The sequence below is a fragment of the Rhizobium sp. 10N414 genome, from assembly GCF_056394785.1.
In genome coordinates, this window is sequence record NZ_JBFTIN010000021.1 from 49,952 (window position 1) to 72,207 (window position 22,256).

Consider the following 22,256-nt stretch of genomic DNA (forward strand, 5'->3'; position numbering starts at 1 on the left):
GGACGGTTACATCGCTTAGAGACCGCTGTTGTCGGCAGCCGACTTCAGGGCGTCCTCCGGCGAAGACTGGCCGAGCAGGGATTCCTGGATGGCCTGCTGCAGAGCCGTGGAAAGCTCCTGATACTTCGGCGTGGTCGGGCGCGGATACATCGCGGCAAGACCGACCTTGGCCGCAGCGATCAGTTCTTCCTGGCCCTTCGTCACGGCCGGATCCTGATAAGACGATGCCCAGATCGGAAGGCTGAGCTTGGCATACTGGTTCTGCGTCGGCTGCGAGGTCATGAAGGTGACGTACTTCCAGGCCTCATCAGGATGCTTGCTGGCTGTGGTGACACCGAGGCCCATCGAGCCGTTGACGGCCGACGCTTCGCTCTTGCCCGCGACGCCCGGAGCCGGGACAACGCCGACCTTGCCCGCGACCTTGCTGTCCTTCGGGTCGTTCGCCATGTTGTACATGTAGGTCCAGTTCAGCGCAAAAGCAGCATCGCCGTTCTGGAAGACCTTTCGCACATCCTCTTCCAGGAATTCCTTGGAGTTCGGATTGGTCAGGCCGGATTTGTAGCTGGAAACCATATAATTAAGCGCGTCGAGACCGCCGCCACTCTGGAAGGCCGGCTTGCCGTCCTTCAGGAAATCGCCCTTGTAGGCGCTGACGAGCGTCGTGTAATCGCAGATCGCGGCTTCGGCCTGCGACCAGCTCCAGGCGATCGGCGTTGCGAGAAGGCCCTTGTCCTTGATCGTCTTTGCCTGCTCGGCCAGTTCGTCCCAGGTCTTCGGCGGTGCCTTTATGCCGGCCTTCTCGAGGATTTCCTTGTTGTAGAACAAATACTTGGTGTCTAGGATCCATGGCATCCCGTAGTACTTGCCGTCATACTGAACGGTCGTCCATGCACCAGGAAGGACACCCTTCTTCATATCGTCTGTGATGCGCGCGGTGACGTCGACGAGGACATTGTTGGTCGCGTATTCTGCCGGCCAGATCACGTCGAAGAGGACGACGTCGTAACCGCCAGACCCCTGGGCGAGCACCGTCTTGTCGTGCAGGCCTTCGTAAGGCACGAATTCGAGATTGACCTTGACGTCGTGGTTTGCCTTGGAAAATGCATCCGTCATGGCACGGACGTCAGCCTCGCTATAGGCCGCTTGTGCCATAAACAGCGCATTGATCGTCGTTTCGGCAAAGGCGTGCGGCGCGAAAGATGCGCCGATCAGTGCTGCGCCAAGCAGCGTCTTGTTCAGGGATTTCAACATTCCAGCCTCCATTTTTTTGACATTCACCCGTTTGTCCGAAGGCGGCTGTCGTCGCCATCGGTTGTTGAAAAGGCGCCGGTTAGGCGGCTGCCGGATTCGGAGCGTCGTCAGAGCCGCTTTCGGACCCTTTTGCGTTCCCTGGAACTCTTTTGGTTCCTCATTAAGTCAATTGTCTTGACTTATTTCTTCTTCAATATTCTACTGCTGTCAAGAGGGAATTCGGAATGAACGAAGCGCGCCCGATACGGGCAAAAGCAGGCACCAATCATGAAGGCACAAGCGCCCATAACCGGCGGGTGATGATGGATGCCCTGAGAGTGAATGGAGCACTCTCGAGAGCAGACCTGGCGCGCGCCACCAAGCTCACCAAACAGACCGTGTCGAACATCATCGACGAACTCGAACAGGAAGGGCTGGTCACCGCGCAGGAAGCTGTTCGCAAGGGCAGGGGACAACCGTCGACACCCTATCGCCTGGTGCCGGAAGGGGCTTTTGCGATCGGGCTGCAGATCGATCGTCACATAACCAGGGCCATAGCTGTCGACCTTGTCGGCAACATACGCACGCGGGCCGAGGCGAACCTGCCTCCCGACGGGCCGTCGCGCGGTGCAACCGTAATTCTCGAACTTGTCGAGAAGGTTCGCCGTGACCTTGCCGGCCTCGTTGCTCAATCGGAGCGGCGGCTCGTTGGCTTGGGCGCGGCGATGCCTGGCCCGTTCGGGATCGAGGCGACGGGTGACGATCCCTGGATGATGGCCGCCTGGCAAAAGTTTCCGCTGTTGGAAACGCTGGCGGCAGGCACGGGTCTTGGCGTTCGTCTGCAAAACGATGCGGCCGCATGCGCGACGGCAGAGCGGATGGTTGGCGCCGCCCATGGGCTCGACCATGCCGTTTGCCTCTATCTCGGCTACGGTATCGGTGCTGGTCTGATCCTCGGCGGGGAACTTTACAGCGGTGCAAACGGCAATGCGGGCGAAATCGGCATGGCGCTGCTTTCGGCAAGCGGCAGCCCGACGCCACTCGAGCATCGTGCCTCGCTCGCCTCGCTCTACCAGCACCTGGCGATCGACCCGGCGGATCCCGGCGTCTATGCGATGGTGAACGAACTGGCGCTGAAGAATGATGCGAGAATACAGAGCTGGATCGAAGAAGCCGTGATGGATCTTCGCTGGAGCGTACATCTGATCGAATCGATCTTCGATCCGCAAACCGTGATTCTCTGCGGCGGTGCGCCTGAGGCCCTGGCGCGACGTCTGGTCGAGGCGATGTACCCTCTGCCGCCATCGATCGCCGATCGCCGTGGCCGGGTCATTCCTCGCTTCCAGCTTGGAATGACCGATCCCTGGGCCGTCGCACTTGGCGCTGCCGCCGACCCGATCAGCCGCGCTTTCGACCCGAGCTTTGCGGCTATTCTCAAGGGTTCGCTGTAAAAACGCTCATGCGCGATGGATCGGGTCGATCCATAAAACATCTTCCGGCTGTTCGACCGGTTCGATATCGAGATTGACGACGACCGGTTCCTGGCCGGAGCGCACAAGAACACATTCGAGCGTCTCGTCGCGGCTGGCGTTGATCTCTTGATGGGGAACGTAAGGCGGCACGTAGATGAAATCACCGGGACAGGCCTCTGCCGTGAATTCGAGGTGGTCGCCCCAGCGCATGCGTGCCTTCCCTTTCACCACATAGATGATGCTTTCGAGATCCCCGTGGTGATGGGCGCCGGTCTTTGCATTCGCATGGATGGTAACGGTGCCGGCCCATATTTTCTCCGCCCCGGCGCGCGCATGGTCGATCGCCGTCGCCCGGTTCATCCCTGGGGTCTGGGCGGTATTGGGATCGAGTGAATTGCCCGGAATGACCTTCACGCCATGTTCGCGCCAGTCGATCGGATGGTGGTCGTGATCATGCGGAACCTCGGTCATTGCATCTCCTTCCTTCAATCAGGTCGTTGTTTCCTGGCCATGTCCTAAAGGCGGTGGATGCCGGAGAGCTCATCGAGCTTGCCGCGCAGTCTGCGCTTTACCTCCTCGTCCTGCCCTTCCATGGCGGCGAGCATTTCGCGAAGCGTTCCGCGCAGTCCATGGATCTGATCGATGAGATCCATGATCAGATCGACGCCGGCATCGTTGACACCCATGTCACGCGTCAGGTCGAGGATGAGCTGCGCCCGCGCGACATCGGTGTCGCGAAAATCGCGAGCGCCGTCACGTGTCTGAGGCAGCAGCCATCCCTGCTCGACCCACACCTCTAACACCCTCACGTCGATTTTAAGAAAACGGCGGAATTCAAGATCATCCATGGCTATTCTCCCATGCCCTTTCTCGGATCCTGCTCGTCGCCAGCTGTCCAGCCGGTCATGAAATCGGTCAGCTGCTGATCCGGTCCGTTCGGCAGCACGATTTTCAGAGAGATGTAGATGTCTCCAGCACTGCCGTCTTTCTTCGGAACGCCCTTGCCCTTCAGGCGCAAGACCTTCCCGGTGTTGGAGTGCGGCGGCAATGTGAGGCTGACCGGACCTGACGGCGTCGGCGCGCGCACCTTGCCGCCGAGCACGGCCTCGCGCAGCGTAATCGGCAGGTCGAAGCGAATGTCGTCGCCGTCACGAACATAGAAGCGATGCGGACGCACGCGAATTTCGACAAGCGCATCTCCCGGCCGGCCGCCGCCAATGCCGGCCTCGCCCTTGCCGCGCAGTCTGAGCGTCTGGCCGTCGCGCGTGCCAGGCGGTATCTGCAGGTCGAGCGCTGGCCCGTCCGGCAAACGGATCTGGGTCTTCGTGCCGTTGACGGCATCGAGGAAATCGACCTCCATCGAATACTGCCGGTTCTGGCCCTGTGCATGGAAATCGCCTCCGCGTGTTCGTCGCGAAAAGAAGCTCGAGAAAATATCGTCGCTGTCGCCGAAGTCGGCATAGCCCGCGCTGTTGTGATAAGGGTTGCCGGCGTTTCCTGCAGAGGCATAGTCGCGATAGTAGTGGCGCGGCGCCTGCTCGGCACCGGTCATGTCGATCTCGCCGCGGTCAAAGCGCCCGCGCTTTTCTTCATCGCTCAGCAGCTCGTAAGCAGCGGAAATTTCCTTGAAGCGGTCCTCTGCCTTCTTGTCGCCGGGATTGAGATCGGGGTGAAGTTTCTTGGCAAGTTTTCGAAATGCGCTTTGAATGTCTTTCTGCGTGGCGTCCTTCTTCACGCCGAGAAGCTCGTATGGATCGCGGCTCATACATATCTCCGGTTCAGCCGGCGGACATCACCGGCATTTTGCCATCTATATAGGTTCGCGCGGCTGCTCCGACGAGAGGTTGTATCGGCCTCGGCACCTAATCGCGCTGCAGGCTGATCTCACTGGTCACCACCTGCTGGCCGGACGCAGGATCCTTGTCGACAGTTCGGATGCGGATCGCATTGGCGTCGATCCGCTGGATGGTCATGTTGGCGCTGCGATCACCGTTTATCACCTTTGACCAGCGCACCGCGAGATTGATGGCGTCGCCGCGGCGGCTTCCCTGAAGACCGGATACGCCACCGGACGGACCGACGTAACGACCGGCATACTGTGTTCCGGTGACCGTGATATTGGCCGACACCGGTCGCGTGATAACGATCATCCCGCGGCAGGTCCCCTTCATCGATAGCGCCTCGCCACTCGCTTGGGATGTGAAATTGCAACTCAGGTTGATCGGGGACGAGGAGGTCGTGCGTTTCATCATGCCTCCGCCGGTCCAATCGCCAGCAAGCGACTGGAGGAAAGGCGCCTCGTCGGCATATGCGAAGCCCGTGACCAGCCAGAACAGCGCGGCCACAGCAGCATGTCGGCAGCACTTCATGACGTCCTCCCCTTGGAGATGATCAGGAATGCCTCAGAATGCTTGAAAGTTCCTCTCACTGCAGGAACTCGGCCAAAATGTCCCAACGCGGTGGGGAAACGCAAGCGAATTCCTCTTGGTCTGGAGGTTCGACCTCATCGAGCGAAATTTCTGTCAGTTGAGAACTGCTATTGCTGCACTGCAATAATCGCCATAAGGTAGAGACGCTGAACTCGGAGGTCCGAATGCCGCCAAGACCGTACAGCAATGCCCGTGCCACGCGATCCGATCGCGATCCGATCGCAATTGATCTGGCGCTCCAGGGAGGTGGCGCGCACGGCGCTTTCACCTGGGGTGTGATCGAACGGCTCATCGATGAACCCTGGCTGGAGATTTCAAGCATAACCGGCACCTCGGCCGGTGCAATGAACGCGGTGGTACTTGCGCATGGTTATGCGCTGGATGGTCGAGAGGGCGCGAAGGTGGCTCTCGAGGCATTTTGGGCCCGGGTCAGCGACGTGGCGCGGTTCAGCCCGTTTCAGCGAACGGCGTTTGACGTGATGACCGGTAACTGGTCGCTTGACCACTCGCCCGCCTATCTCTTCTTCGACCTTATGAGCCGCTTGTTTTCGCCCTATGAGATCAATCCGGCCAACATCAATCCGCTCCGCGACATCCTCGAGGAAAGCGTGGACTTCGAGGCCTTGAAGCGCTCTGAGATCAAGCTGTTTGTCAATGCCACGAACGTGCGAACCGGGCTGCCGAGGGTGTTTCGCAACGACGAACTGAGTGCCGACGCCGTGCTGGCTTCGGCATGCCTGCCGATGCTGCACCAGGCGATCGAAATAGACGGTGATCCCTACTGGGACGGTGGGTTTTCGGGAAATCCGCTGCTTACGCCGGTCGTCCGGGAGAGTGCGGCACGCGACATTTTGCTTGTTCAGGTCAATCCCGTGGAGCGCGCGGGCGTTCCGAGGACTGCACGTGAAATTCTCAATCGCATCAACGAGATCTCCTTTAACTCCAGCCTGAAGAAGGAATTGCGAGCGATGGCCATACTCCAGCGGATGCTTTCGGAAAGCGGCGTTGCGCCGGATGAAATCGCCTGGGCGAAGGAATGGTCAAGCATACGTCTCCATCGAATTGCAACGCCACCGCGCATGGTGGAACTCAGCGCATCATCCAAGATGAACGGCGAGTGGGAGTTTCTTTCGATGCTGCGGCAGGAAGGGCGCGAGACCGCGCAAGAATTTCTCGCCAGCCATGGCACGGATATTGGAAAGCGGGCGAGCTTTGACATCGAAAGCCTGCTCGATACCGTCCTGCAATAGACGTCAGAGCGCAAAGCCCCGTCATGGATATTGTTGGCGTCCTTATCGCACTTGGTGTTCTCGTCGCGCTCGCTTACCGCGGCTGGAGCATCCTTCTTCTCGCACCCCTTTGTGCCCTGCTTGCCGCACTGTTGGCTGGCCAGCCCTTGCTTGCCAGCTGGACGCAGACTTTCATGCGCAACGCGGCGGATTTCATTGCCCAGTTCTTCCCGATTTTTCTGCTTGGCGCTCTTTTCGGCAAGCTCATGGAAGCCAGTGGTTCTGTTGAGGCAATTGCCGTGAAGATGACCGAGAAGCTCGGGGCAGGACGAGCCATATTCGCCGTCGTGCTTGCTGGCGCCTTCGTCACATATGGCGGCGTCAGCCTGTTTGTCGCTTTCTTCGTCCTTGCTCCAATGGGGCATGCTCTCTTCAAGGCGGCCGACATTCCGCACCGGCTCATGCCGGCAGCAATCGCCCTTGGAACATCCACCTTCACCATGTCTGCCATGCCGGGCACGCCGGCGATCCAGAATGCGATCCCGATGCCATTTTTTGGCACCAATCCGTTTGCTGCTCCAGGGCTCGGCGTCATTGCCTCGGCGGTCATGCTTGGTTTCGGCATGTGGTGGCTGCAGATGGCGCGGCGAAAGGCGAAGCTGGCAGGGGAGACCTATCGCTATGCTGGCTTGACGGCCTCTGATGCCATTTCAAATGACGACAGGATGCGGGAGCGTGGCGCAGTCGCGCATGACTTCGATCCGGGTGAAATTGCGCGCGGCGGTCATGCGGCGATGCGACCAAGCTTTTTGATCGCAGCGCTGCCGCTGGTGGTCGTCGTTGCGACCAATCTGGTGATGACGTTCGCCGTTTTGCCGCGTATCGACGCGCATTATCTGGCGGAAACTGCCTGGGGCTCAACCACACTTTCAGCGGTTGCGGGTGTCTGGTCGGTGATTGTGGCATTGACGGCGGGCATTGTGGCGCTCCTCGTTACCAACTTTAACCGCCTTCCTGGTCTCCGTTCCATCATCGATGCCGGCGTCAACGCGGCTGTCCTGCCGATCATGAGCGTTGCCAGCCTTGTTGGCTTCGGCGCCGTCGTGGCTGCTCTCCCTGCATTCGAGACGGTGAAGGTCTGGGTCCTGGGCATCGAGGGAGGGCCACTGGTCTCTCTTGCGATTGCGACGAATATCCTTGCTGCATTGACCGGTTCGGCGTCAGGCGGGCTGACGATCGCGCTCGATGCCCTGGGGCCGACCTACATGGAAATTGCCCACCAGACCGGTCTCGATCCCCAACTCATGCACCGGGTTGCGGTCATCGGCGCCGGCACGCTGGACAGCTTGCCGCACAACGGTGCTGTCGTGACGCTCCTTTCTGTCTGCGGTGTCTCGCACAAGGATGGTTACCTTGATCTCGCCATGGCCGCCATCGCAAGCGCCCTTGTTGCGCTGGTCGTCGTCATCACGCTCGGAACGCTTGTCGGATCGTTCTGACCGGCTGCGGCACCACATCCGGGAGTGCGTGGCTGCATCCACGCGATCGCGACGATCGACGGGCGGACGCCGGTGCCTCTATCGGCTCCCAGCGTCAAGGTGTACTCAGGACAACAGACTGTACCGGCTGGATTGAGCTCCGCGTCACCCGGTTCGGGCGAGTGCGCATGTCGAATACGAGACACTGGAGAGTACATGATGGGTTTTCCGCTTTTCGATCTCAGCGGCAGGCGAGCATTGGTAACCGGCTCGTCACAAGGGATTGGTTTTGCGTTGGCCAAGGGGCTTGCCGAGCATGGCGCATCCGTCGTGCTGAACGGACGGGATGCGTCGAAGCTGGAGGCGGCCGCGAAGGCTCTGCGAGAAGCCGGTTACGATGTTGCTGTGAATGCCTTTGATGTGACCGATGCTGACGCAGTCAAACGTGGCATCGACGAGATCGAGAGCGCCATTGGTCCAATCGATATTCTCATCAACAATGCGGGAATGCAGTTTCGGACGTCGCTCGAGGATTTTCCGGCCGATCGCTGGGAGCAACTGCTGAAAACCAACGTCTCCAGCATCTTCTATGTCGGGCAGGCCGTTGCCCGGCACATGATCACGCGCGGCGCAGGAAAGATCATCAACATCGCCTCCGTCCAAAGCGAACTCGCTCGTCCGGGCATCGCCCCCTACACCGCCACCAAGGGCGCTGTGAAGAACCTGACCCGAGGTATGTGCGCCGACTGGGCCAAGTTCGGAATCCAGGTGAATGCCCTCGCGCCGGGCTATTTCAAGACGCCGCTCAATCAGGCTCTCGTGGATAACGAGGAGTTCTCCTCATGGCTTCAAAAGCGCACGCCTGCCGCCCGCTGGGGTGAGGTGGATGAACTGATCGGTGCGGCGGTCTTCCTGTCCGGGAAAGGATCATCCTTTGTCAACGGACACACTCTCTATGTCGACGGTGGCATCACGACTTGCCTCTAGTGATGCCTATCGCCGTTGCAGCCCGCTGAAATCAGGTTCAACGCTATGAGGCGCGTCTGCCCAGTGGCAGCGAGTACGAGAAATACAGCGGAGCGGCGGCCCTCGGATTTCAGAACCTCAATGGGTCGGACAAATTCACCGGGCGGATCCAACCGGCCCATTCTGCACGTCCGTAAAGACGGTTCCGGGTCGTATGCCTTGCCGAGCGTTCGCGCGCGGTTTGTCTGGCCGCGGCATAGCGAAATTCAATTGTAGCGTGCCGTCCTTCGACGTGCCAGACCGTGGCTCGTGGCCGCTGGTTGGTGTGCCGGGCACCATTCGGCAGGCAAGGGCACCTACGCCTTCAGCCCAGCATGTTCACCACCAAATCTTCGCAGCCGTCCTCCCCATGCACAGGCTGCCCTGTCCTCAGGTGTAGCTCGACCGCCAATACGCTTCGACCTAGCGTCCGCTACGGGCTCGGGACCGACATGTCTCGATCACGCAAAATAGGAGCACACCATGTCACAGGCAGAAGCAGAGAGCCGCAGGATTGGGCAGGAGGAGGCGAACATGACCCGGAACAACGCCTCACAACCCCCCAGAGCACGGTCCGAAGAGTTGGTCCCGTCGCGCTACGCGGTGCGGGTCGGCGAGATTGACGTCCTGGTTATCAGCGATGGGGTACTGCCGCTTCCAACCGCGATGTTGGGACATAACGCCGACCCGACCGCCCGAGCTGGCTGGCTGGATGATATGTTCCTGCCGCAGGACGCTTTCGACTGGTCGCTGAATGCGGTTCTTGTGCGCAGTGGCGGGCAGACCATACTCATCGACGCTGGACTGGGATTGGACCCGGACTTGAACTTGCCGCGGGCCGGGCAGTTGACCAAGCGACTGGAGGCGGCCGGCATCGATCTTGGATCCGTCACCGACATCGTGCTGACCCACATGCACATGGACCATGTTGGCGGGCTGCTCGTCGACGGGGTGAAGGAACGGCTGCGGCCGGACCTGCGGATCCACGTGGCGGCCGCCGAGGTCAAGTTCTGGGAGGCGCCCGATTTCTCCCGCGTCTCGATGCCGCCGGGGTTCCCGGACGCGCTTCGGGCGGCCGCCAAACGGTTCACCGAAGAATACCGCAGCCATCTGCGGCTGTTCGATGAAGAGCAAGAGGTGGCGCCGGGCGTGGTCGCCACACGTACCGGCGGCCACACTCCCGGGCATTGCGTGGTCCGCGTGGCGTCCGGCGGTGATCGGCTGATGTTTGCCGGCGACGCCGTGTTTGCGGTCGGGTTCGAACACCCCGACTGGTATAACGGTTTCGAACACGACCCGGAAGAGGCGGCCCGCGTCCGGGTCCGACTTTTGCGGGAGCTGGCGCAGACCGGCGCACAGCTCGTTGCCACGCACCTGCCGTTCCCGTCCGTCGGCCACGTGGCGGTTGATGGCGATGCTTTCCGCTGGGTCCCGGCCTTCTGGGACTATTGACCACTTGGGTCGATCATTCCGCGTAAGCGGCTCGTCGACCGAGGCCCATGCGTACACGGTCGAACTTGCATCGGAAAAAACCCACTAGGCTCTTGATGGGCCTAGTCGTTGCAGCAGTCGAAGGCAGCAAACATGTTCCAAATGAAATGCGCCGGCCGCTAGGCGGCACCGCACCGCGCCTCTCGCCTTACGAGGGATACATCTGCCGCGGCTTCAAGGGATGGCTCCATAGTGAACTCGAGGGAACGAATGGCCTGGGACGTCCGTATGGAATCGGTTTCTATCGCGTTGGTCGATGATCATTAAACTGAACGAAGATTTCACGGTCGCGGCGACGGGAAGCACGGCCGGCGACATCTCAAGATGACGCGGAAATCCGCCCGGACGTATTCGTGGTGGACGTGATGATGCTTGGAAACATATTCGAGGTCATCGCGAAGATCGTCGCGACTTCGCCAAGGACACAAAGTTCCTCGCCTTCACCGCCTTGACGAGAAGCGACATCGCCGTTCGCGCACTCAATGCCGGCGCGACCGGTATGTTCTCAACGGTAGTGGTGCCGGCGAGCTTATTCAGGGCGTAAGGGCTGAGCATAACGGCGAAACCTTCATTACGCCGGCGTTTGCCTGCAAGGTTATCGAAGAGCTTAAGATTTCTTCGCTGCGCAAGATGGCGTCCGCTGACTGAAGTAGGAGAGGGTGGCGACGTCCATCTGCTGCAGCCGGACACGACCTTCCTGGGTGACCGAGCCCTCAGGTTCTCGGCCTTTTAGCACGATCGAGTCAAGCAACAGCTCTGCAGCTTCTCTGCGGAATGCGTTTTTAGGAGAGGAAGATTACAAGAATGCCCTTGCGACGTTTTCCTTTGCCTCCTCCATCGTAACGTTAACGCTAATCGCAGCGAGATCGCTAGGTTTTCGATCGGCAACATTAGCAAGGAACTCCCGAATGTGCTTCTGGGCCAACTCTGGCACGTCGAAATGATCCCCCTCCAGGATCATTTCCGAAAGTTTCAGGATGTCCGTTTCATGCTTTCTGATCTTCTTCGAGTCGATTTCCTCGCCTTTGGCTCGCCGTTCTCGAAGGTCACACCATGCGTACGCCTTGAGGGGGATTAGGCAGCCTTTGTCGACGATAGCGACACCGTCTATTTCGTATCGACTCTGCTGGATCAGGTTGTAATAATCGTCATTGAGAAGAATCGCGGAAAGACTTGAAACTTCCTCATCGGCGGGGATCGGGGTAAGGGTTGCTCCCTCTGCCAGTTCAATCTGGTCGGGGCCACGCGAGAACAACTCGATCATCAGCGGAAAATCCTTGTTCTCCGGGTTCTGGAATTGGTAAAACCGCTTCTCTCCCGTACTTCTCTCCTGGAGTTTATAGCCGCCCTCTGCAATAAAACGCCAGAAATCCTTTAGAAAAGAAGTGTCCATCGTCTCCAGCGTCAAAACGATATCGAGATCCTTGGTTGCCCTCGGATCGAAACCTCTCTCTTCCATCAAAAGGTGCGACGCCGCGCCGCCGATGAGGACATACTTGTTAAAATGGTCGGCGAAATGTCTCCGGAAAATCCCGATCCCGTGTATCAAAATAGTCTCCTAATAGCTCTTTCAACGCAATTTGCAGGCGATCATCGCGATTGTCGCGCAAGCTTAAATACAGGGAGAAGTTATCCACATAGTTATCTCTCGCGGTTACTTGAGGGTCATATTTCCATTTCTCCACTTCACAGACGGCGGTCCCGCTTTCTGCATCGGGAATCGATCGGTGTTCCAGGAGAGCTGTAAGTTCACGGGAGAGGGCATAAACAGGCACTGGAGGTGCAACCAGCATAGTCTGCGCTGCAAGTGCTGTCTCTCCAGATTGCAATGCTCCGGCGGGAAGGTCTCCAATCTGAATAAAGAAAGTCTGGCGCACAGGGGAGGCCAGGAAGGGGAGGCCGATATCCCACAGCTCCTTCGGGGTTTCTGGTAAAACCAACATGCGCTGGCGTCCGGATTGATCTTCAAACCCGATCTTTGCGGAAAGCAGCTCATTTATGATGCGTGATGACGACATCTTGGAGAGGCGTAGAGCGACAGCCAATTCAGTGACATTAATTCTTGTGGGGATCACACCGTTCATAGCTGCAATGACTGCAGCTTGGCTCGCTGGGGAAAGTTTAGGAACAAGCCTGGCTGCAACCGGCGGAGTATTGGAAGCCTGTATGACTTGGCCGATGGCAGGCCAAAACATTTGCTGGAATGGGACTACAAAAGGCATTCCCATGCTTCTGAGACGGTGAGCCTGATAGTTGGGAAGCCTGTCGAACAACAAGACCCAGTCGGCAGCCACTGCACTGCCGATCGTTTTCAGATGTTTCGCGAAGGCAGATATGGAGAAGTTTTCCGATTGCTTCACCGCTATGCCAAGAAACTCTTGACCTCGCAGATCAATGCGAAAGGTGTTGTATTGAGCGCGCACGAAACCCGGGAGATCGGGCCGAGTCCTGGTGACAGCCACAGGGCCGGTCATCAGCATATCGAGATATCGGTGGATGGTCTCTTCCGTCAGCATCAGCACTGTAACCCTTTTTCAAAACCGTAACATGAAAATGTTACAATCGCAAAAAAAAGTTACAAACCGTTGCTGGCAGTGCAAAGAGCGGATTCATAGAGCCTGGCGAGGGTCTCTAGTTCTGCAATCCAGGACAATTTCGCTGCTTCCCTACAAGCTGCTGTGGGGCGTCCCAGAAAGAGCCCCAATAGTAAGCCGGTTCAGGCCAGTCAGGCGACTTGAAATGTCCTGAGAACCAGCTGGAAATTCCCCATGCAGGCAATTCATTGAAATTGTGGATGTTCTTTCGTGCAAGAAGGCACCCATCTGGGAGGCTAAAACGCAGGCTCATTGGTTAGCATCGAAGGCGGCCCCAAGATCGTCGGTGGGGTTTTCGATCGGTTGCACCGGTTCGTTGGCCTGCTGCCGAGGTATGCTTGGCTGCTGCGCAGATAGGTCGGGAATTTGCTCGGTCGATGGGACGCTCGGCACTGCCGCCCGCGGCACCATGCAGAACCCATTTGGCCTAGAAATGAGTCTGTGGTTAACGAAGAGACCTGCGTTCCAGCTATCGAACTGACCAGTCTGAAGGCTGACGTGTTCAGGTGATCCGGGGGCAACCGAGATGACGTAGCGGGGGTCGGGACCATAGGTGTAGTTCCGACCGCCGCTAGGAGACTTGGAGATATACCAGTATGGCTGTCCACCGGTGAGATGGCGGATCTCGTCGTTGCCCTTGTAGAAGGCAGTTTCGACCGCTCTGGAGCTGCCGGCTTCAATGGCCAAGTTGTACCCGATAAAATCCCCGTTCTTCTTCGATACGAACCCACAAAGTACGATGTCTTGTGCACCGGCAGCACTTACGCAACTTCCAAGCACGGTAGTTGCGACAAGCAGGGTCTTGATCAAGTTCGTTACTCCTTTATCGATCATCACGGTTGCGAACCCTGGAAGGGAACGAGGATTGTGTTGTCCCAGCTCTTCAAATCACTGGCGTCGAGTCGCCTGCCATCGCGGGTACCGGTTAGTAGCAATTTGGCGAGGACAGGGTCGGGCGTACCCACTTCCTTCATGACCCGCGCAAGCTCGACGGACGCGGCCATGGTGGCTTCTGTCTCATTGCCATCGATCGCCAGGGTGTGAACGTAGAGAGCCCCCGAGGGAATTCGCTTGCCGCCCGTCGTGCCGCCGACTTCGACGATACGGGTTGTGGCGGCTGCGAACATCACGACGCAGGACGAAGCGCAAATGGATCCCGCACGGAGCACAATTGTCGTGGGTATGCCCTTGATCCTGGCCGAAAGCATCCCCGCTGCAATCTGGCGCGCGGCGTAGATGTTGCCGCCGGGTGTGTCGACGATCAGCACAACCCCGGCGTTCGTGAGTTTGTCTTTAGAGATCTCGCTAACCGCGACCTTGAATTTGGTTTCGTCACCAAACTCGATAGGACCCGTTACTGAGATCGCGTCGACATCCACCTTCCGGTAGTCGGCGCTATTCACCGGCACCGCAGCAAAAAAACTTGCCACCGCGACAGTGACTGCGGCCACCCTTCGCATTGTGAGTTCCTCTGTCGCGGCCATTGCATCGACGTGCGCTTTCGCGCGAGCCTTGGAAGCCGCCACGACCCCATGTAGGAAGCCTTGGGCCCGTCAGATTGTCCTAGATCGCCAATTGCTTGTGGCTAGATGCCAACGCACTTATACGGGTTCATCCAAACGAAGCGCTCGTCAAGGCAAGCAAATCCTCATTGTCGATTTAGCCGGCGTTGCTAACGAGCGCTGGCAGCAGCCGGTCAGAAAGGCCCTGAGCTTTGAGGGGCTCGACTTCCTTGACACCCTTATCGGTACCTACGAGGAACTGTAGGGAGCCGTCCGGATGAATGTGAGCAGCGGAGAGAACCGGTTTCGTCTTGCCTCGTCCTGGGTCGAGGACATCCGACCGGGGTATCGTCCGTGTGTATTCGATCGACGGCCGCGAGATGGGCTCTGATCAGCAGGATGAGCGGGGCCACCAGGACTGACACGCGGCCGATCCATTCCGCCATGACGGAGCGGGAGATGTCTACCCCCAGCCGGTCGTGCATCTCGGACAAACGGTAGAGAACCGAACATTTGGCGGAGCGGGAGATCGAATGTCTGAAATTTTCTGCCCAGGACAAGGGCTCAGTGGAAATCGGCCTGATACCTAGCCTCTCGCCCCATACCGTCAACTCGTACATGCAAACTGCCGTGAAGAAGCTAGATGCAAGAACAGAACGCATGCCGTCGCGGAGGCATCGGAATTTGGCCTCATGTAGTCCGCAAGGCGGGCCGCTTCTCCGGCACTCTGAAGGTGCCGACTGCCGATTGAAGCGATTGACCGAACGAAGTCGATCTCATAGAAAGTAACTATCTAGTTAGAGAGTATGAAGGTTCACCTTGAGGAAGGAATCCGCATGATCGTTACGGTTTCGCACGTAAACACGGCGACTGCCCTGGAATTGGTGTCGTCGGCATTCGAGTTTGCTGCGACGAAAGAATGGAAGATTGCTGTCTGCGTTGTGGACGCCGCCGAGCGACAGTAGCCTCGGCGCGTATGGACGGGGTTTCCTCCCAGACCCTCACGTTTGCCGAGGACAAGGCGTTCACAGCTGCGACGATGAGACGATCAACGGCGGCCTTTTTCGACAGGATGGATCAGAGCCCTTCACTGCGGCTCGGCATCGCAAACCGCGATCGGCTCCTAGTCTGGGGCGGCGGCGTTCCCGTCAAATTCGAGGGTAGTATCGTCGGCGGGATCGGAGTGTCCGGCGCACAGGACTTCGAGGATGTCGCCTGTGCGCAGGAGGCGCTTCGATGTGTGGGCCTCGCCTGGGAGTAGGCTACGCGCACACCATGCGCATGATCGTCTCGATATTGAAGTTGAGGCGATCGTCGAGCGCATCCTTGTCCATAAGGTCGCGTTCGAAAATAATGGAGCCTGTGAAGCGGTTTGTGAGGTAGTAGTATCCGATCGCCGCGATCGTGATGTTGAGCTGAACGGGGTCTATGCCATCCCGGAAAACGCCGGCCTCTACGCCCCTGGCGAGGATGCCGCCGACCAGGCTGACAAGCTTGCGATTGGTGACCTTGACCACCTCCGAGCCCTTGAGGTGCTTCGCCCTGTGAAGGTTGGCACTGTTGACCAGGGTGATGAATTCGGGGTGTTTCAGATAATACGCCCAGGTAAACCGCACAAAGGCCTCGAGCGCCTCCTTCGGCGGGAGACTTTCCAGGTTTAGTTTCTGTTCGGCCGTGCGTATGTCGACGTACGCCTGTTCAAGAACCATTTGGAAAAGGTGATCTTTACCTTCGAAGTAGTGATACATCATGCGCTTGTTGTTGAGCGATCGCTCAGCGATCACGTCCACCCGGGCGCCGGCCAGTCCGTTCTTTGCGAATTCCTTTTTCGCGGCCTCCAGTATTCTGGCCTTCGTTGCCTCAGCGTCGCGCGGTGGCTTGGCTGATTTAGTCCGTACTTTCGAATCCAAAGGTCGTCTCCAAGCAAATTCTAGCAAATCGTGCATTTCAATATACACGAACTGGTTGGTGCATGAAAGTGGACGTAGGTCAACAGTTTGCACTTGACGAACGATGCCATAACCAAGTAACTGGTTAGTGCGTTTCTACGATAAGGCACACGCTCCAGAACCGCCCCGAGCGGTACATGGATGCGTTCCTAGGCGCATGTTTTTTGGCTAAACGGGAGGAGAGAGTCATGTCGACCTTTATCAAGGACTTCATCGAGCGGGAGACGATTTCGCGTCGAAACTTCATGCTGGCGTCCGCAGTTGGAATGGGTGCGATGTTCGTGCCGGGTGTCGGCCAGCGCGGCGTTGCGCAGGCTGCCCTGAAAGACCCGGCGATCGCATGGAGCTACCGCGACCGCGCGTCCGCTTACTGGAATGCGATCGTGTCCGGCGGAGAAGCCTTCGCTGAGTCGATCGGCAAGCAGAAAGGCGACCTCGTCAGCCTCATCAACGAGGGTTCGTCCGAGAAGTCGCTCGCCGATATCAAGGCTTTCCTGGCCAAGAACAATGGAAATTGCGCCATTGCCTGCGACGCCAATGACAGCCCGAACGCTCGACCGGTCGTGGAAGCGGTGAAGGCGGCTGGAGGATATGTCTCGACCATCTGGAACAAGACGGACGACCTTCACCCCTGGGATTTTGGCGACAGTTACGTCAGCCACATGACTTGGTCGGACGTTGAGCCCGCCGCCCAGACGGCCCGTATCCTCTTTGAAGCCATGGGCGGCGAAGGCGGCGTCGTTCACTTGGGAGGTATCGCCGCGAATAACCCGGCAATTGAGCGCCTGGCAGGATTGAAGAAGGCCGCCGCCGAATACCCGAAGATCGAAATCCTCGACGCCCAGCCGGCGGATTGGGATACGCAGAAGGGCGCTGCGCTGATGTCGTCGTTCCTGACGCGCTATGGAGACAAGATCAAGGGCGTACATTGCGCGAACGACAACATTGCCTATGGCGTCATCGAGGCGTTGCGCGCGGAGGGTATCGAGGACATGCCGATCGTCGCGTACGATGGCAATCCCGAAGCCGTCAAACTGGTCATGGATGGCAAGCTTCTCGCCACCGTCTTCACCAATCCATACTGGGGTGGCGGCGTTTCCGCAGCGCTTGCCTACTACGCTGCGACAGGCGCGTTCAAGCCTTCGGAAGAGCCCAAGGAACATCGCGAGTTCTACGGACCGACAATCCTGATTTCCAGCAAGGATGCAGCGGAATTCAAGGCGAAGTACATGGATGCGACCCCTGCCTATGACTGGAAGGACTACTGGTCGCCGACCAAGGGTCAGATCAAGTACAGCAACTAATTGGATTGGGCGGGCGCGACCTCGACGGATCGCGCCCGCCCCCGAGGCCATCGCATACAAGTAAGGGAGGAGCGGTCCGATGACGTCGGTGTCGCGTGAGAATCTTATCAAGTGGGCTCCATTTTTGGTGCTGCTTGCACTGGTGATACTGTTCACCGTCATCAACCCAACGTTCCTCTCAGTCCGGAACTTCTCCAGAATTGCCGTGGCGTCAGCGCCCGCTCTGATGGTTGCCGTCGGCGTGACGTTCATTATCGTCATGGGGTCAATCGACCTTTCGATGGAGGGCGCTGTCACTCTGGCCGCAGTCCTTTTTGCCTACATGTTCCTCGGCCTCGGTGAGACATTGAACTGGATCGGTTGGCTTGCGATTCCGGCTACGCTTCTAATCGGTGGGCTGGTCGGAATTCTGAATGGTCTGGTCCATGTGAAGCTTCGAATACCATCCTTTATGGCCAGCCTCGCGATGGGCTTCATTGGAACCGGAGCGGGCATTCTCCTGACAGGTGGGGATATAGTGAAGGTATCCGATCCGGCGTTCCGTAGTCTCCTGACATTCCGCTTTCTCGGTTTCCCGCTGATGGTCTATGTCGCCGTCCTCGGATTGCTGGTCGCATGGTTCATTCAGCGTTACACGATCCTTGGCAGGAACTTCTATGCGGTTGGGGGTGGCGAGGATCTCGCACACGCGTCCGGCGTCAATGTTGCGAAGGTCAGGGTGCTCGGATTTGGCCTCGCGGGCATCTTCTACGCACTCGCCGCGATCCTGGTCGTCGGTCGTATCGGGCAGGCTGAGTCGATTTCCGGCGCAAACTTCATGTTTGTTTCCATCACCTCGGTGGTGGTCGGCGGGGTTGCGCTTTGGGGTGGTATCGGCGGCGTTTGGAACGCTCTCGTCGGTGTGCTGATTGTCGGCGTGATCAACAACGGCATGGTCGTCATCGGCCTTCCGGACTTCATGCAACAGGGTGTCCTCGGTGCACTGGTCATCCTATCGGTGGTGCTTTCCACCGACCGTCTTTCGATTTCCTTTGTGAAGTGAGGCCGGCGATGTTTCAGCTCAAAGCAGTCGACAAAAAGTTCCCCGGCGTACACGCGCTGAAGACGGTGAATTTCGAAATTGGACGCGGCGAAATCGTTGGTTTGGTGGGCGAGAACGGCGCAGGCAAGTCGAGCCTCATGAAGGTGATCTACGGCGCTTATCAGCCCGATTCCGGGCAGATCACCATCAACGGAAAGTCTGTCCGGTTTGCCAATCCCCGCCAGGCCATGGAGCATGGAGTGGGGATGGTGTTTCAGGAGCAGTCGCTGATCACCAACCTGTCTGTGATGGAGAACATCTTTCTCGGTTACGAAGGCCAGTTCACTCGTGCGGGTGTCGTAAACTGGCGGGCGATGGCGGCCGCTGCGAAGTTTCAACTCGCGAAGGTGAAGCTGGATATAGACCCGGCGACCGTGACGTCGAAACTCTCGTTCGCACAACGGCAGTTGGTCGAACTGGCCAAGGTCCTGACGCTCGAAGAGCGCGTGAAGGGCGATCTCATTATTCTTCTCGATGAACCGACCTCCGTTCTCAGCCAGGACGAAGTGCAGCTCCTCTTCAAGCTTGTGCGTGAACTGACCACACGAGCATCGTTCATATTCGTCTCACACCGCATGGATGAGGTGATGGAACTTAGCAACCGTGTCTACGTCATGAAGGACGGTCAGGTAGTCGACGTCGTCGAGAGCGGAAAAGCGGATGTTGACGCGATCCAGCACAAGATGGTGGGTCGAAGCATTGACCGCGAATATTATCGAGAGACCCGACAGACGGCCTACGACGCTTCGAAGGTGCTTGTCGAACTCGATAACGTGTCCTTGCCCGGCAAGGTCCGGGATGTATCGCTCAAGGTACATGCGGGTGAGGTTGTCTGCCTCGTGGGTACGGAGGGATCCGGCCGCGAAGGCATCATGCGCGCGATCTACGGAATGGTGTCGCCGACCAAGGGACAACTCAAAATCAAAGGACGATCAATTTCCCGCTTCAATCCAATGAAGGCCGTCGCACGGGGCCTTGGCTACGTGCCGCGCGAGCGAAAGATCGAAGGAATCGTCGCCGGCATGAACGTCTACGAGAACATGACCCTTTCCCAACTCGGGCGGCGCTCGAACGCTGGCGTCATGCGTATCGGCGAGGAACGCGCCCTCGCGCGGGACTGGATACGCAAACTTTCGATCAAGGCGCACTCCGAATACGCGGACTGCGGCAATCTCTCGGGTGGCAACCAACAGAAGGTAGTCCTGGCCAAGTGGCGGTCCGGCGGATCGGACATCATGCTGCTAGACCATCCCACCCGTGGACTGGACATCGGCGCAAAGGAAGACGTCTACGAGATGGTGCGTGACATGTCCGCTTTGGGCGTCGGCATCGTCCTTGTCGCCGACACGCTCGAGGAAGCCATCGGTCTGGCTCACACCATAGTTGTCGTCAAAGACGGTAAGGTCACCAAGCGGTTCGAATATACGCCTGGATCGAAGCCGACCCTTTATGACCTTCTCCACTACATGATTTGAGGGAACCATGGACCTCTACAAACTCAAAACCCATCTTCCCTGGATTACGCTGCTTGCACTGACGGCGATCGTAGGGATTCCGAACCCGGATTTTCTCAAGCTTACAAATCTGCTTGAGCTGGCCAGCGATATCGTACCGCTGTTCATTATGGCATTGGGATTGACGTTCGCTATCTACATTGGGGGGATAGATCTCTCTGCCCAATCAATGGCGAACATGGTGACGGTCATCGCATCCGTTTACCTCGCCAGTATGGGCCCGTGGGTGGCCGTGCTCTGTATCGCCTGCGGATTTCTTCTTGGAATGGTGTCGGGATACGCAACCACCAGGCTCTTTGTTCCATCGTTCATTTCGACGCTCGCGGTGGGCGGCGTTGCCTTCTCCGTCGCTCAATGGCTCTCCGGCCAGCGCGCCCTCAACATGGACGCCGCCCAGCGGGACGAGGTATTCGGATGGATGATTGGGCATGTCGGTATCATCCCGAACGAACTCTTCATAGCGGCAGGACTGCTTTTGATTTGCCTCTTTATTGAACGTCGGACCCGTCTCGGGCGTGTGTTCAAGGCGATCGGCGCAGGCGAGCCCGCGGCGGCAGCGTCCGGTGTCGATGTCGGTTTCTACAAGATTTTGGCGTTCGCGATCTCCGGTGCACTCGCAGCCATCGCCGGCCTTCTCTTCGCCGTGAAGCTCTCAGGTGGAGCGCCGACTATCGCCAATGGTTTCCTGCTTCCGGCTATTGTGGCTGTCCTCGTTGGAGGAACGCCGCTGACTGGTGGCGTGGGAGGTGTGCTGAACACTGCGATTGGCGCAATGATTGTCGCGGTCATCAGGGCATCCATGTTGTACTTCGGCATCGAAGCAACGCAGCAGCAGATGTTGTTCGGCCTTGTTCTCATCGTSRCAATTGCGCTGACGATTGACCGCTCCAAACTGAAGACGGTAAAATGAGATGAATGCGCAAAGAACCATGACGGCGGCGGTACTCGTCGAGCCCGGAAAGTTCGAGGTAAAGCAGGTCGCCATCCCCCGGATCGGACCGAATGACGTACTTGTCAAAGTTTCTCAGATCGGGATTTGCGGCACCGATATTCACATGTTCCACGGGAGATACGCCGCCGATGCGTTGCCCCTGATACCCGGGCACGAATTCTGCGGGACGATAGATGCTGTCGGAAGTGACGTCACGCACTTGAGCGTCGGCACAACCGTCGTGGCCGACATAAACATCGGCTGCGGTAACTGCTACTGGTGCCGGCGGAACGAGGTATTGAACTGTGCCGAAGTCTCCCAGATTGGAATCGGGCGAGACGGCGCGTTTGCTGAGTACGTAGCCGTTCCAGCGCGTCTCGTTATTCCCGCTCCCGCAGGGGTAGCTCCTGAAGTCCTGGCCCTCACCGAACCCGTCGGGTGCGTTGTGCGCGCCGCGAAGAAGGCCGGAATAGGTGTCGGCGATTCCGTTGTCGTCCTCGGAGCAGGGCCCATCGGCAATCTTCATGTTCAAATGATGCGGTTGGTCGGCGCTGCACCGATCGTCGTTTTTGATCTGTCGACATCCCGTTGCGAGGCAGCATTGGCAGCCGGAGCCGATGTGATCGTAACGGATCCCACCAAGCTCAAGGATGCCGTTCTCGCCGCGACGGACGGTGTGGGTGCGGATTTCGTTATTGAGAGCGTGGGGAATGCAAGACTCTACTCCACGGCCTTCGATCTCATCAGGAAGGGTGGACACGTGTCATTCTTCGGTATCACGGGCCCCCAGGATACCGTCGACCTACCGATCCTTGGAACGGTGCTCCACGAGAACGGCCTGAAGGGCTCGGTCGCCGCGATGGGCGAAGACATGTATCAGGCCTTGAAACTGCTGACCCATCAACGCTTCGACGTGAAGGCTTTCACTGGTGCGGTCTTCCCACTTGCGGAAATCCAGGAAGCTTTCGAGAGCCTGCCAAAAAGATCGAACGATCTGAAAACCCAGTTGCGGGTGTCGTGAGACCCCATCGGTCACCGCCGCTTGAA

At 58.3% G+C, this 22,256-nt stretch carries 23 protein-coding genes and 2 pseudogenes; 14 read left to right on the forward strand and 11 right to left on the reverse strand.

Translation table 11 applies throughout. The features are described 5' to 3' along the window. Positions 1–15 precede the first annotated feature (15 nt). Positions 16–1,251, reverse strand: coding sequence for an extracellular solute-binding protein (locus tag AC1DE4_RS19100; RefSeq protein ID WP_477882528.1), 1,236 nt, complete (start codon positions 1,249–1,251; stop codon positions 16–18). A 224-nt stretch (positions 1,252–1,475) separates the two neighbouring features. Between AC1DE4_RS19100 and AC1DE4_RS19105 the strand changes: the two genes are divergently transcribed. Then, complete coding sequence (locus AC1DE4_RS19105) at positions 1,476–2,681, forward strand: ROK family transcriptional regulator (RefSeq protein WP_025660663.1); 1,206 nt, start codon at positions 1,476–1,478, stop codon at positions 2,679–2,681. 6 nt (positions 2,682–2,687) lie between these two features. Here AC1DE4_RS19105 and AC1DE4_RS19110 read toward each other — a convergent pair whose 3' ends face one another. From AC1DE4_RS19110 to AC1DE4_RS19125, 4 genes are all read right to left on the reverse strand, one after another. Further along, a complete protein-coding gene (locus AC1DE4_RS19110; RefSeq protein ID WP_025660664.1) occupies positions 2,688–3,173 on the reverse strand; it encodes a cupin domain-containing protein in 486 nt (161 codons plus the stop codon). 44 nt (positions 3,174–3,217) lie between these two features. Continuing rightward, positions 3,218–3,550: a chaperone modulator CbpM gene (locus tag AC1DE4_RS19115; protein ID WP_025660665.1), complete on the reverse strand. Its 333-nt coding sequence runs from the start codon at positions 3,548–3,550 to the stop codon at positions 3,218–3,220. A 2-nt stretch (positions 3,551–3,552) separates the two neighbouring features. After that, positions 3,553–4,467, reverse strand: coding sequence for a DnaJ C-terminal domain-containing protein (locus AC1DE4_RS19120; protein ID WP_477882532.1), 915 nt, complete (start codon positions 4,465–4,467; stop codon positions 3,553–3,555). Positions 4,468–4,564: 97 nt separating this feature from the next. After that, complete coding sequence (locus tag AC1DE4_RS19125) at positions 4,565–5,071, reverse strand: hypothetical protein (protein WP_025660667.1); 507 nt, start codon at positions 5,069–5,071, stop codon at positions 4,565–4,567. 224 nt (positions 5,072–5,295) lie between these two features. Here AC1DE4_RS19125 and AC1DE4_RS19130 point away from each other — a divergent pair, with 224 nt between their 5' ends. The 4 genes from AC1DE4_RS19130 (at position 5,296) to AC1DE4_RS19145 (ending at position 10,295) form a co-directional block, all read left to right on the forward strand. Then, positions 5,296–6,381 (forward strand): patatin-like phospholipase family protein, encoded by a 1,086-nt coding sequence (locus tag AC1DE4_RS19130; RefSeq protein WP_113161628.1) that lies wholly within the window; start codon positions 5,296–5,298, stop codon positions 6,379–6,381. A gap of 23 nt (positions 6,382–6,404) precedes the next feature. After that, entirely contained in the window at positions 6,405–7,859 is a 1,455-nt protein-coding gene (locus AC1DE4_RS19135; protein ID WP_025660669.1) for a GntP family permease, read from the forward strand. Positions 7,860–8,057: 198 nt separating this feature from the next. Beyond that, entirely contained in the window at positions 8,058–8,825 is a 768-nt protein-coding gene (locus AC1DE4_RS19140) for an SDR family oxidoreductase (RefSeq protein ID WP_025660670.1), read from the forward strand. Positions 8,826–9,377: 552 nt separating this feature from the next. Further along, on the forward strand, positions 9,378–10,295 hold the full coding sequence (locus AC1DE4_RS19145; RefSeq protein WP_477882595.1) for an MBL fold metallo-hydrolase: 918 nt from the start codon (positions 9,378–9,380) through the stop codon (positions 10,293–10,295). An 835-nt stretch (positions 10,296–11,130) separates the two neighbouring features. On the opposite strand, the gene AC1DE4_RS19150 is transcribed toward AC1DE4_RS19145, so the two are convergent. From AC1DE4_RS19150 to AC1DE4_RS19170, 5 genes and pseudogenes are all read right to left on the reverse strand, one after another. After that, positions 11,131–11,883, reverse strand: a complete 753-nt coding sequence (locus AC1DE4_RS19150; protein ID WP_477882535.1) for a hypothetical protein — start codon at positions 11,881–11,883, stop codon at positions 11,131–11,133. Further along, entirely contained in the window at positions 11,834–12,856 is a 1,023-nt protein-coding gene (locus tag AC1DE4_RS19155) for a hypothetical protein (RefSeq protein ID WP_477882537.1), read from the reverse strand. Before AC1DE4_RS19155 ends, AC1DE4_RS19150 begins: the two co-directional genes overlap by 50 nt. 321 nt (positions 12,857–13,177) lie before the next feature. Next, on the reverse strand, positions 13,178–13,738 hold the full coding sequence (locus AC1DE4_RS19160; protein ID WP_477882539.1) for a hypothetical protein: 561 nt from the start codon (positions 13,736–13,738) through the stop codon (positions 13,178–13,180). A 23-nt stretch (positions 13,739–13,761) separates the two neighbouring features. After that, positions 13,762–14,388, reverse strand: coding sequence for a hypothetical protein (locus tag AC1DE4_RS19165; protein ID WP_477882541.1), 627 nt, complete (start codon positions 14,386–14,388; stop codon positions 13,762–13,764). A 346-nt stretch (positions 14,389–14,734) separates the two neighbouring features. Continuing rightward, positions 14,735–14,933, reverse strand: a pseudogene (locus AC1DE4_RS19170) (IS66 family transposase); the annotation flags it as partial. Positions 14,934–14,943: 10 nt separating this feature from the next. On the opposite strand from AC1DE4_RS19170, the gene AC1DE4_RS19175 reads away from it, so the two are divergent. The 3 genes from AC1DE4_RS19175 to AC1DE4_RS19185 are packed head-to-tail and all read left to right on the forward strand — an operon-like array spanning position 14,944 to position 15,691. Then, entirely contained in the window at positions 14,944–15,219 is a 276-nt protein-coding gene (locus AC1DE4_RS19175) for a LuxR C-terminal-related transcriptional regulator (protein WP_477882543.1), read from the forward strand. A 47-nt stretch (positions 15,220–15,266) separates the two neighbouring features. Next, positions 15,267–15,395: a hypothetical protein gene (locus tag AC1DE4_RS19180; RefSeq protein WP_477882545.1), complete on the forward strand. Its 129-nt coding sequence runs from the start codon at positions 15,267–15,269 to the stop codon at positions 15,393–15,395. A gap of 11 nt (positions 15,396–15,406) precedes the next feature. Beyond that, positions 15,407–15,691, forward strand: a complete 285-nt coding sequence (locus AC1DE4_RS19185) for a GlcG/HbpS family heme-binding protein (protein WP_477882547.1) — start codon at positions 15,407–15,409, stop codon at positions 15,689–15,691. Position 15,692: 1 nt separating this feature from the next. Here the strand turns inward: AC1DE4_RS19185 and AC1DE4_RS19190 are convergent, their stop codons facing one another. Then, complete coding sequence (locus tag AC1DE4_RS19190) at positions 15,693–16,376, reverse strand: TetR/AcrR family transcriptional regulator (RefSeq protein ID WP_192241766.1); 684 nt, start codon at positions 16,374–16,376, stop codon at positions 15,693–15,695. Positions 16,377–16,567: 191 nt separating this feature from the next. Between AC1DE4_RS19190 and AC1DE4_RS19195 the strand changes: the two genes are divergently transcribed. From AC1DE4_RS19195 to AC1DE4_RS19220, 6 genes and pseudogenes are all read left to right on the forward strand, one after another. Further along, positions 16,568–17,683: a sugar ABC transporter substrate-binding protein gene (locus AC1DE4_RS19195; protein WP_477882549.1), complete on the forward strand. Its 1,116-nt coding sequence runs from the start codon at positions 16,568–16,570 to the stop codon at positions 17,681–17,683. Between the two features lie 79 nt (positions 17,684–17,762). Next, positions 17,763–18,725: an ABC transporter permease gene (locus tag AC1DE4_RS19200; RefSeq protein ID WP_192241724.1), complete on the forward strand. Its 963-nt coding sequence runs from the start codon at positions 17,763–17,765 to the stop codon at positions 18,723–18,725. A gap of 8 nt (positions 18,726–18,733) precedes the next feature. Next, positions 18,734–20,239 (forward strand): sugar ABC transporter ATP-binding protein, encoded by a 1,506-nt coding sequence (locus tag AC1DE4_RS19205; protein ID WP_192241723.1) that lies wholly within the window; start codon positions 18,734–18,736, stop codon positions 20,237–20,239. A gap of 7 nt (positions 20,240–20,246) precedes the next feature. Continuing rightward, the gene (locus AC1DE4_RS19210; RefSeq protein ID WP_477882552.1) at positions 20,247–21,188 is read left to right on the forward strand and encodes an ABC transporter permease; all 942 of its coding nucleotides are present in this window, start codon (positions 20,247–20,249) and stop codon (positions 21,186–21,188) included. 145 nt (positions 21,189–21,333) lie between these two features. Beyond that, positions 21,334–21,543 (forward strand): annotated as a pseudogene (locus tag AC1DE4_RS19215) (alcohol dehydrogenase catalytic domain-containing protein); the annotation flags it as partial. Positions 21,544–21,741: 198 nt separating this feature from the next. Next, a complete protein-coding gene (locus tag AC1DE4_RS19220) occupies positions 21,742–22,230 on the forward strand; it encodes a zinc-binding dehydrogenase (protein ID WP_477882598.1) in 489 nt (162 codons plus the stop codon). Positions 22,231–22,256: the final 26 nt, after the last annotated feature.

Excerpts from the sequence above, each read along its gene's own strand:
- AC1DE4_RS19100 (WP_477882528.1), bottom strand. The coding sequence starts at position 1,251 with ATGTTGAAATCCCTGAACAAGACGCTGCTTGGCGCAGCACTGATCGGC.
- AC1DE4_RS19105 (WP_025660663.1), top strand. The coding sequence starts at position 1,476 with ATGAACGAAGCGCGCCCGATACGGGCAAAAGCAGGCACCAATCATGAA.
- AC1DE4_RS19110 (WP_025660664.1), bottom strand. The coding sequence starts at position 3,173 with ATGACCGAGGTTCCGCATGATCACGACCACCATCCGATCGACTGGCGC.
- AC1DE4_RS19115 (WP_025660665.1), bottom strand. The coding sequence starts at position 3,550 with ATGGATGATCTTGAATTCCGCCGTTTTCTTAAAATCGACGTGAGGGTG.
- AC1DE4_RS19120 (WP_477882532.1), bottom strand. The coding sequence starts at position 4,467 with ATGAGCCGCGATCCATACGAGCTTCTCGGCGTGAAGAAGGACGCCACG.
- AC1DE4_RS19125 (WP_025660667.1), bottom strand. The coding sequence starts at position 5,071 with ATGAAGTGCTGCCGACATGCTGCTGTGGCCGCGCTGTTCTGGCTGGTC.
- AC1DE4_RS19130 (WP_113161628.1), top strand. The coding sequence starts at position 5,296 with ATGCCGCCAAGACCGTACAGCAATGCCCGTGCCACGCGATCCGATCGC.
- AC1DE4_RS19135 (WP_025660669.1), top strand. The coding sequence starts at position 6,405 with ATGGATATTGTTGGCGTCCTTATCGCACTTGGTGTTCTCGTCGCGCTC.
- AC1DE4_RS19140 (WP_025660670.1), top strand. The coding sequence starts at position 8,058 with ATGGGTTTTCCGCTTTTCGATCTCAGCGGCAGGCGAGCATTGGTAACC.
- AC1DE4_RS19145 (WP_477882595.1), top strand. The coding sequence starts at position 9,378 with ATGACCCGGAACAACGCCTCACAACCCCCCAGAGCACGGTCCGAAGAG.
- AC1DE4_RS19165 (WP_477882541.1), bottom strand. The coding sequence starts at position 14,388 with ATGCGAAGGGTGGCCGCAGTCACTGTCGCGGTGGCAAGTTTTTTTGCT.
- AC1DE4_RS19180 (WP_477882545.1), top strand. The coding sequence starts at position 15,267 with ATGATCGTTACGGTTTCGCACGTAAACACGGCGACTGCCCTGGAATTG.
- AC1DE4_RS19185 (WP_477882547.1), top strand. The coding sequence starts at position 15,407 with ATGGACGGGGTTTCCTCCCAGACCCTCACGTTTGCCGAGGACAAGGCG.
- AC1DE4_RS19190 (WP_192241766.1), bottom strand. The coding sequence starts at position 16,376 with ATGCACGATTTGCTAGAATTTGCTTGGAGACGACCTTTGGATTCGAAA.
- AC1DE4_RS19195 (WP_477882549.1), top strand. The coding sequence starts at position 16,568 with ATGTCGACCTTTATCAAGGACTTCATCGAGCGGGAGACGATTTCGCGT.
- AC1DE4_RS19200 (WP_192241724.1), top strand. The coding sequence starts at position 17,763 with ATGACGTCGGTGTCGCGTGAGAATCTTATCAAGTGGGCTCCATTTTTG.
- AC1DE4_RS19205 (WP_192241723.1), top strand. The coding sequence starts at position 18,734 with ATGTTTCAGCTCAAAGCAGTCGACAAAAAGTTCCCCGGCGTACACGCG.
- AC1DE4_RS19220 (WP_477882598.1), top strand. The coding sequence starts at position 21,742 with ATGATGCGGTTGGTCGGCGCTGCACCGATCGTCGTTTTTGATCTGTCG.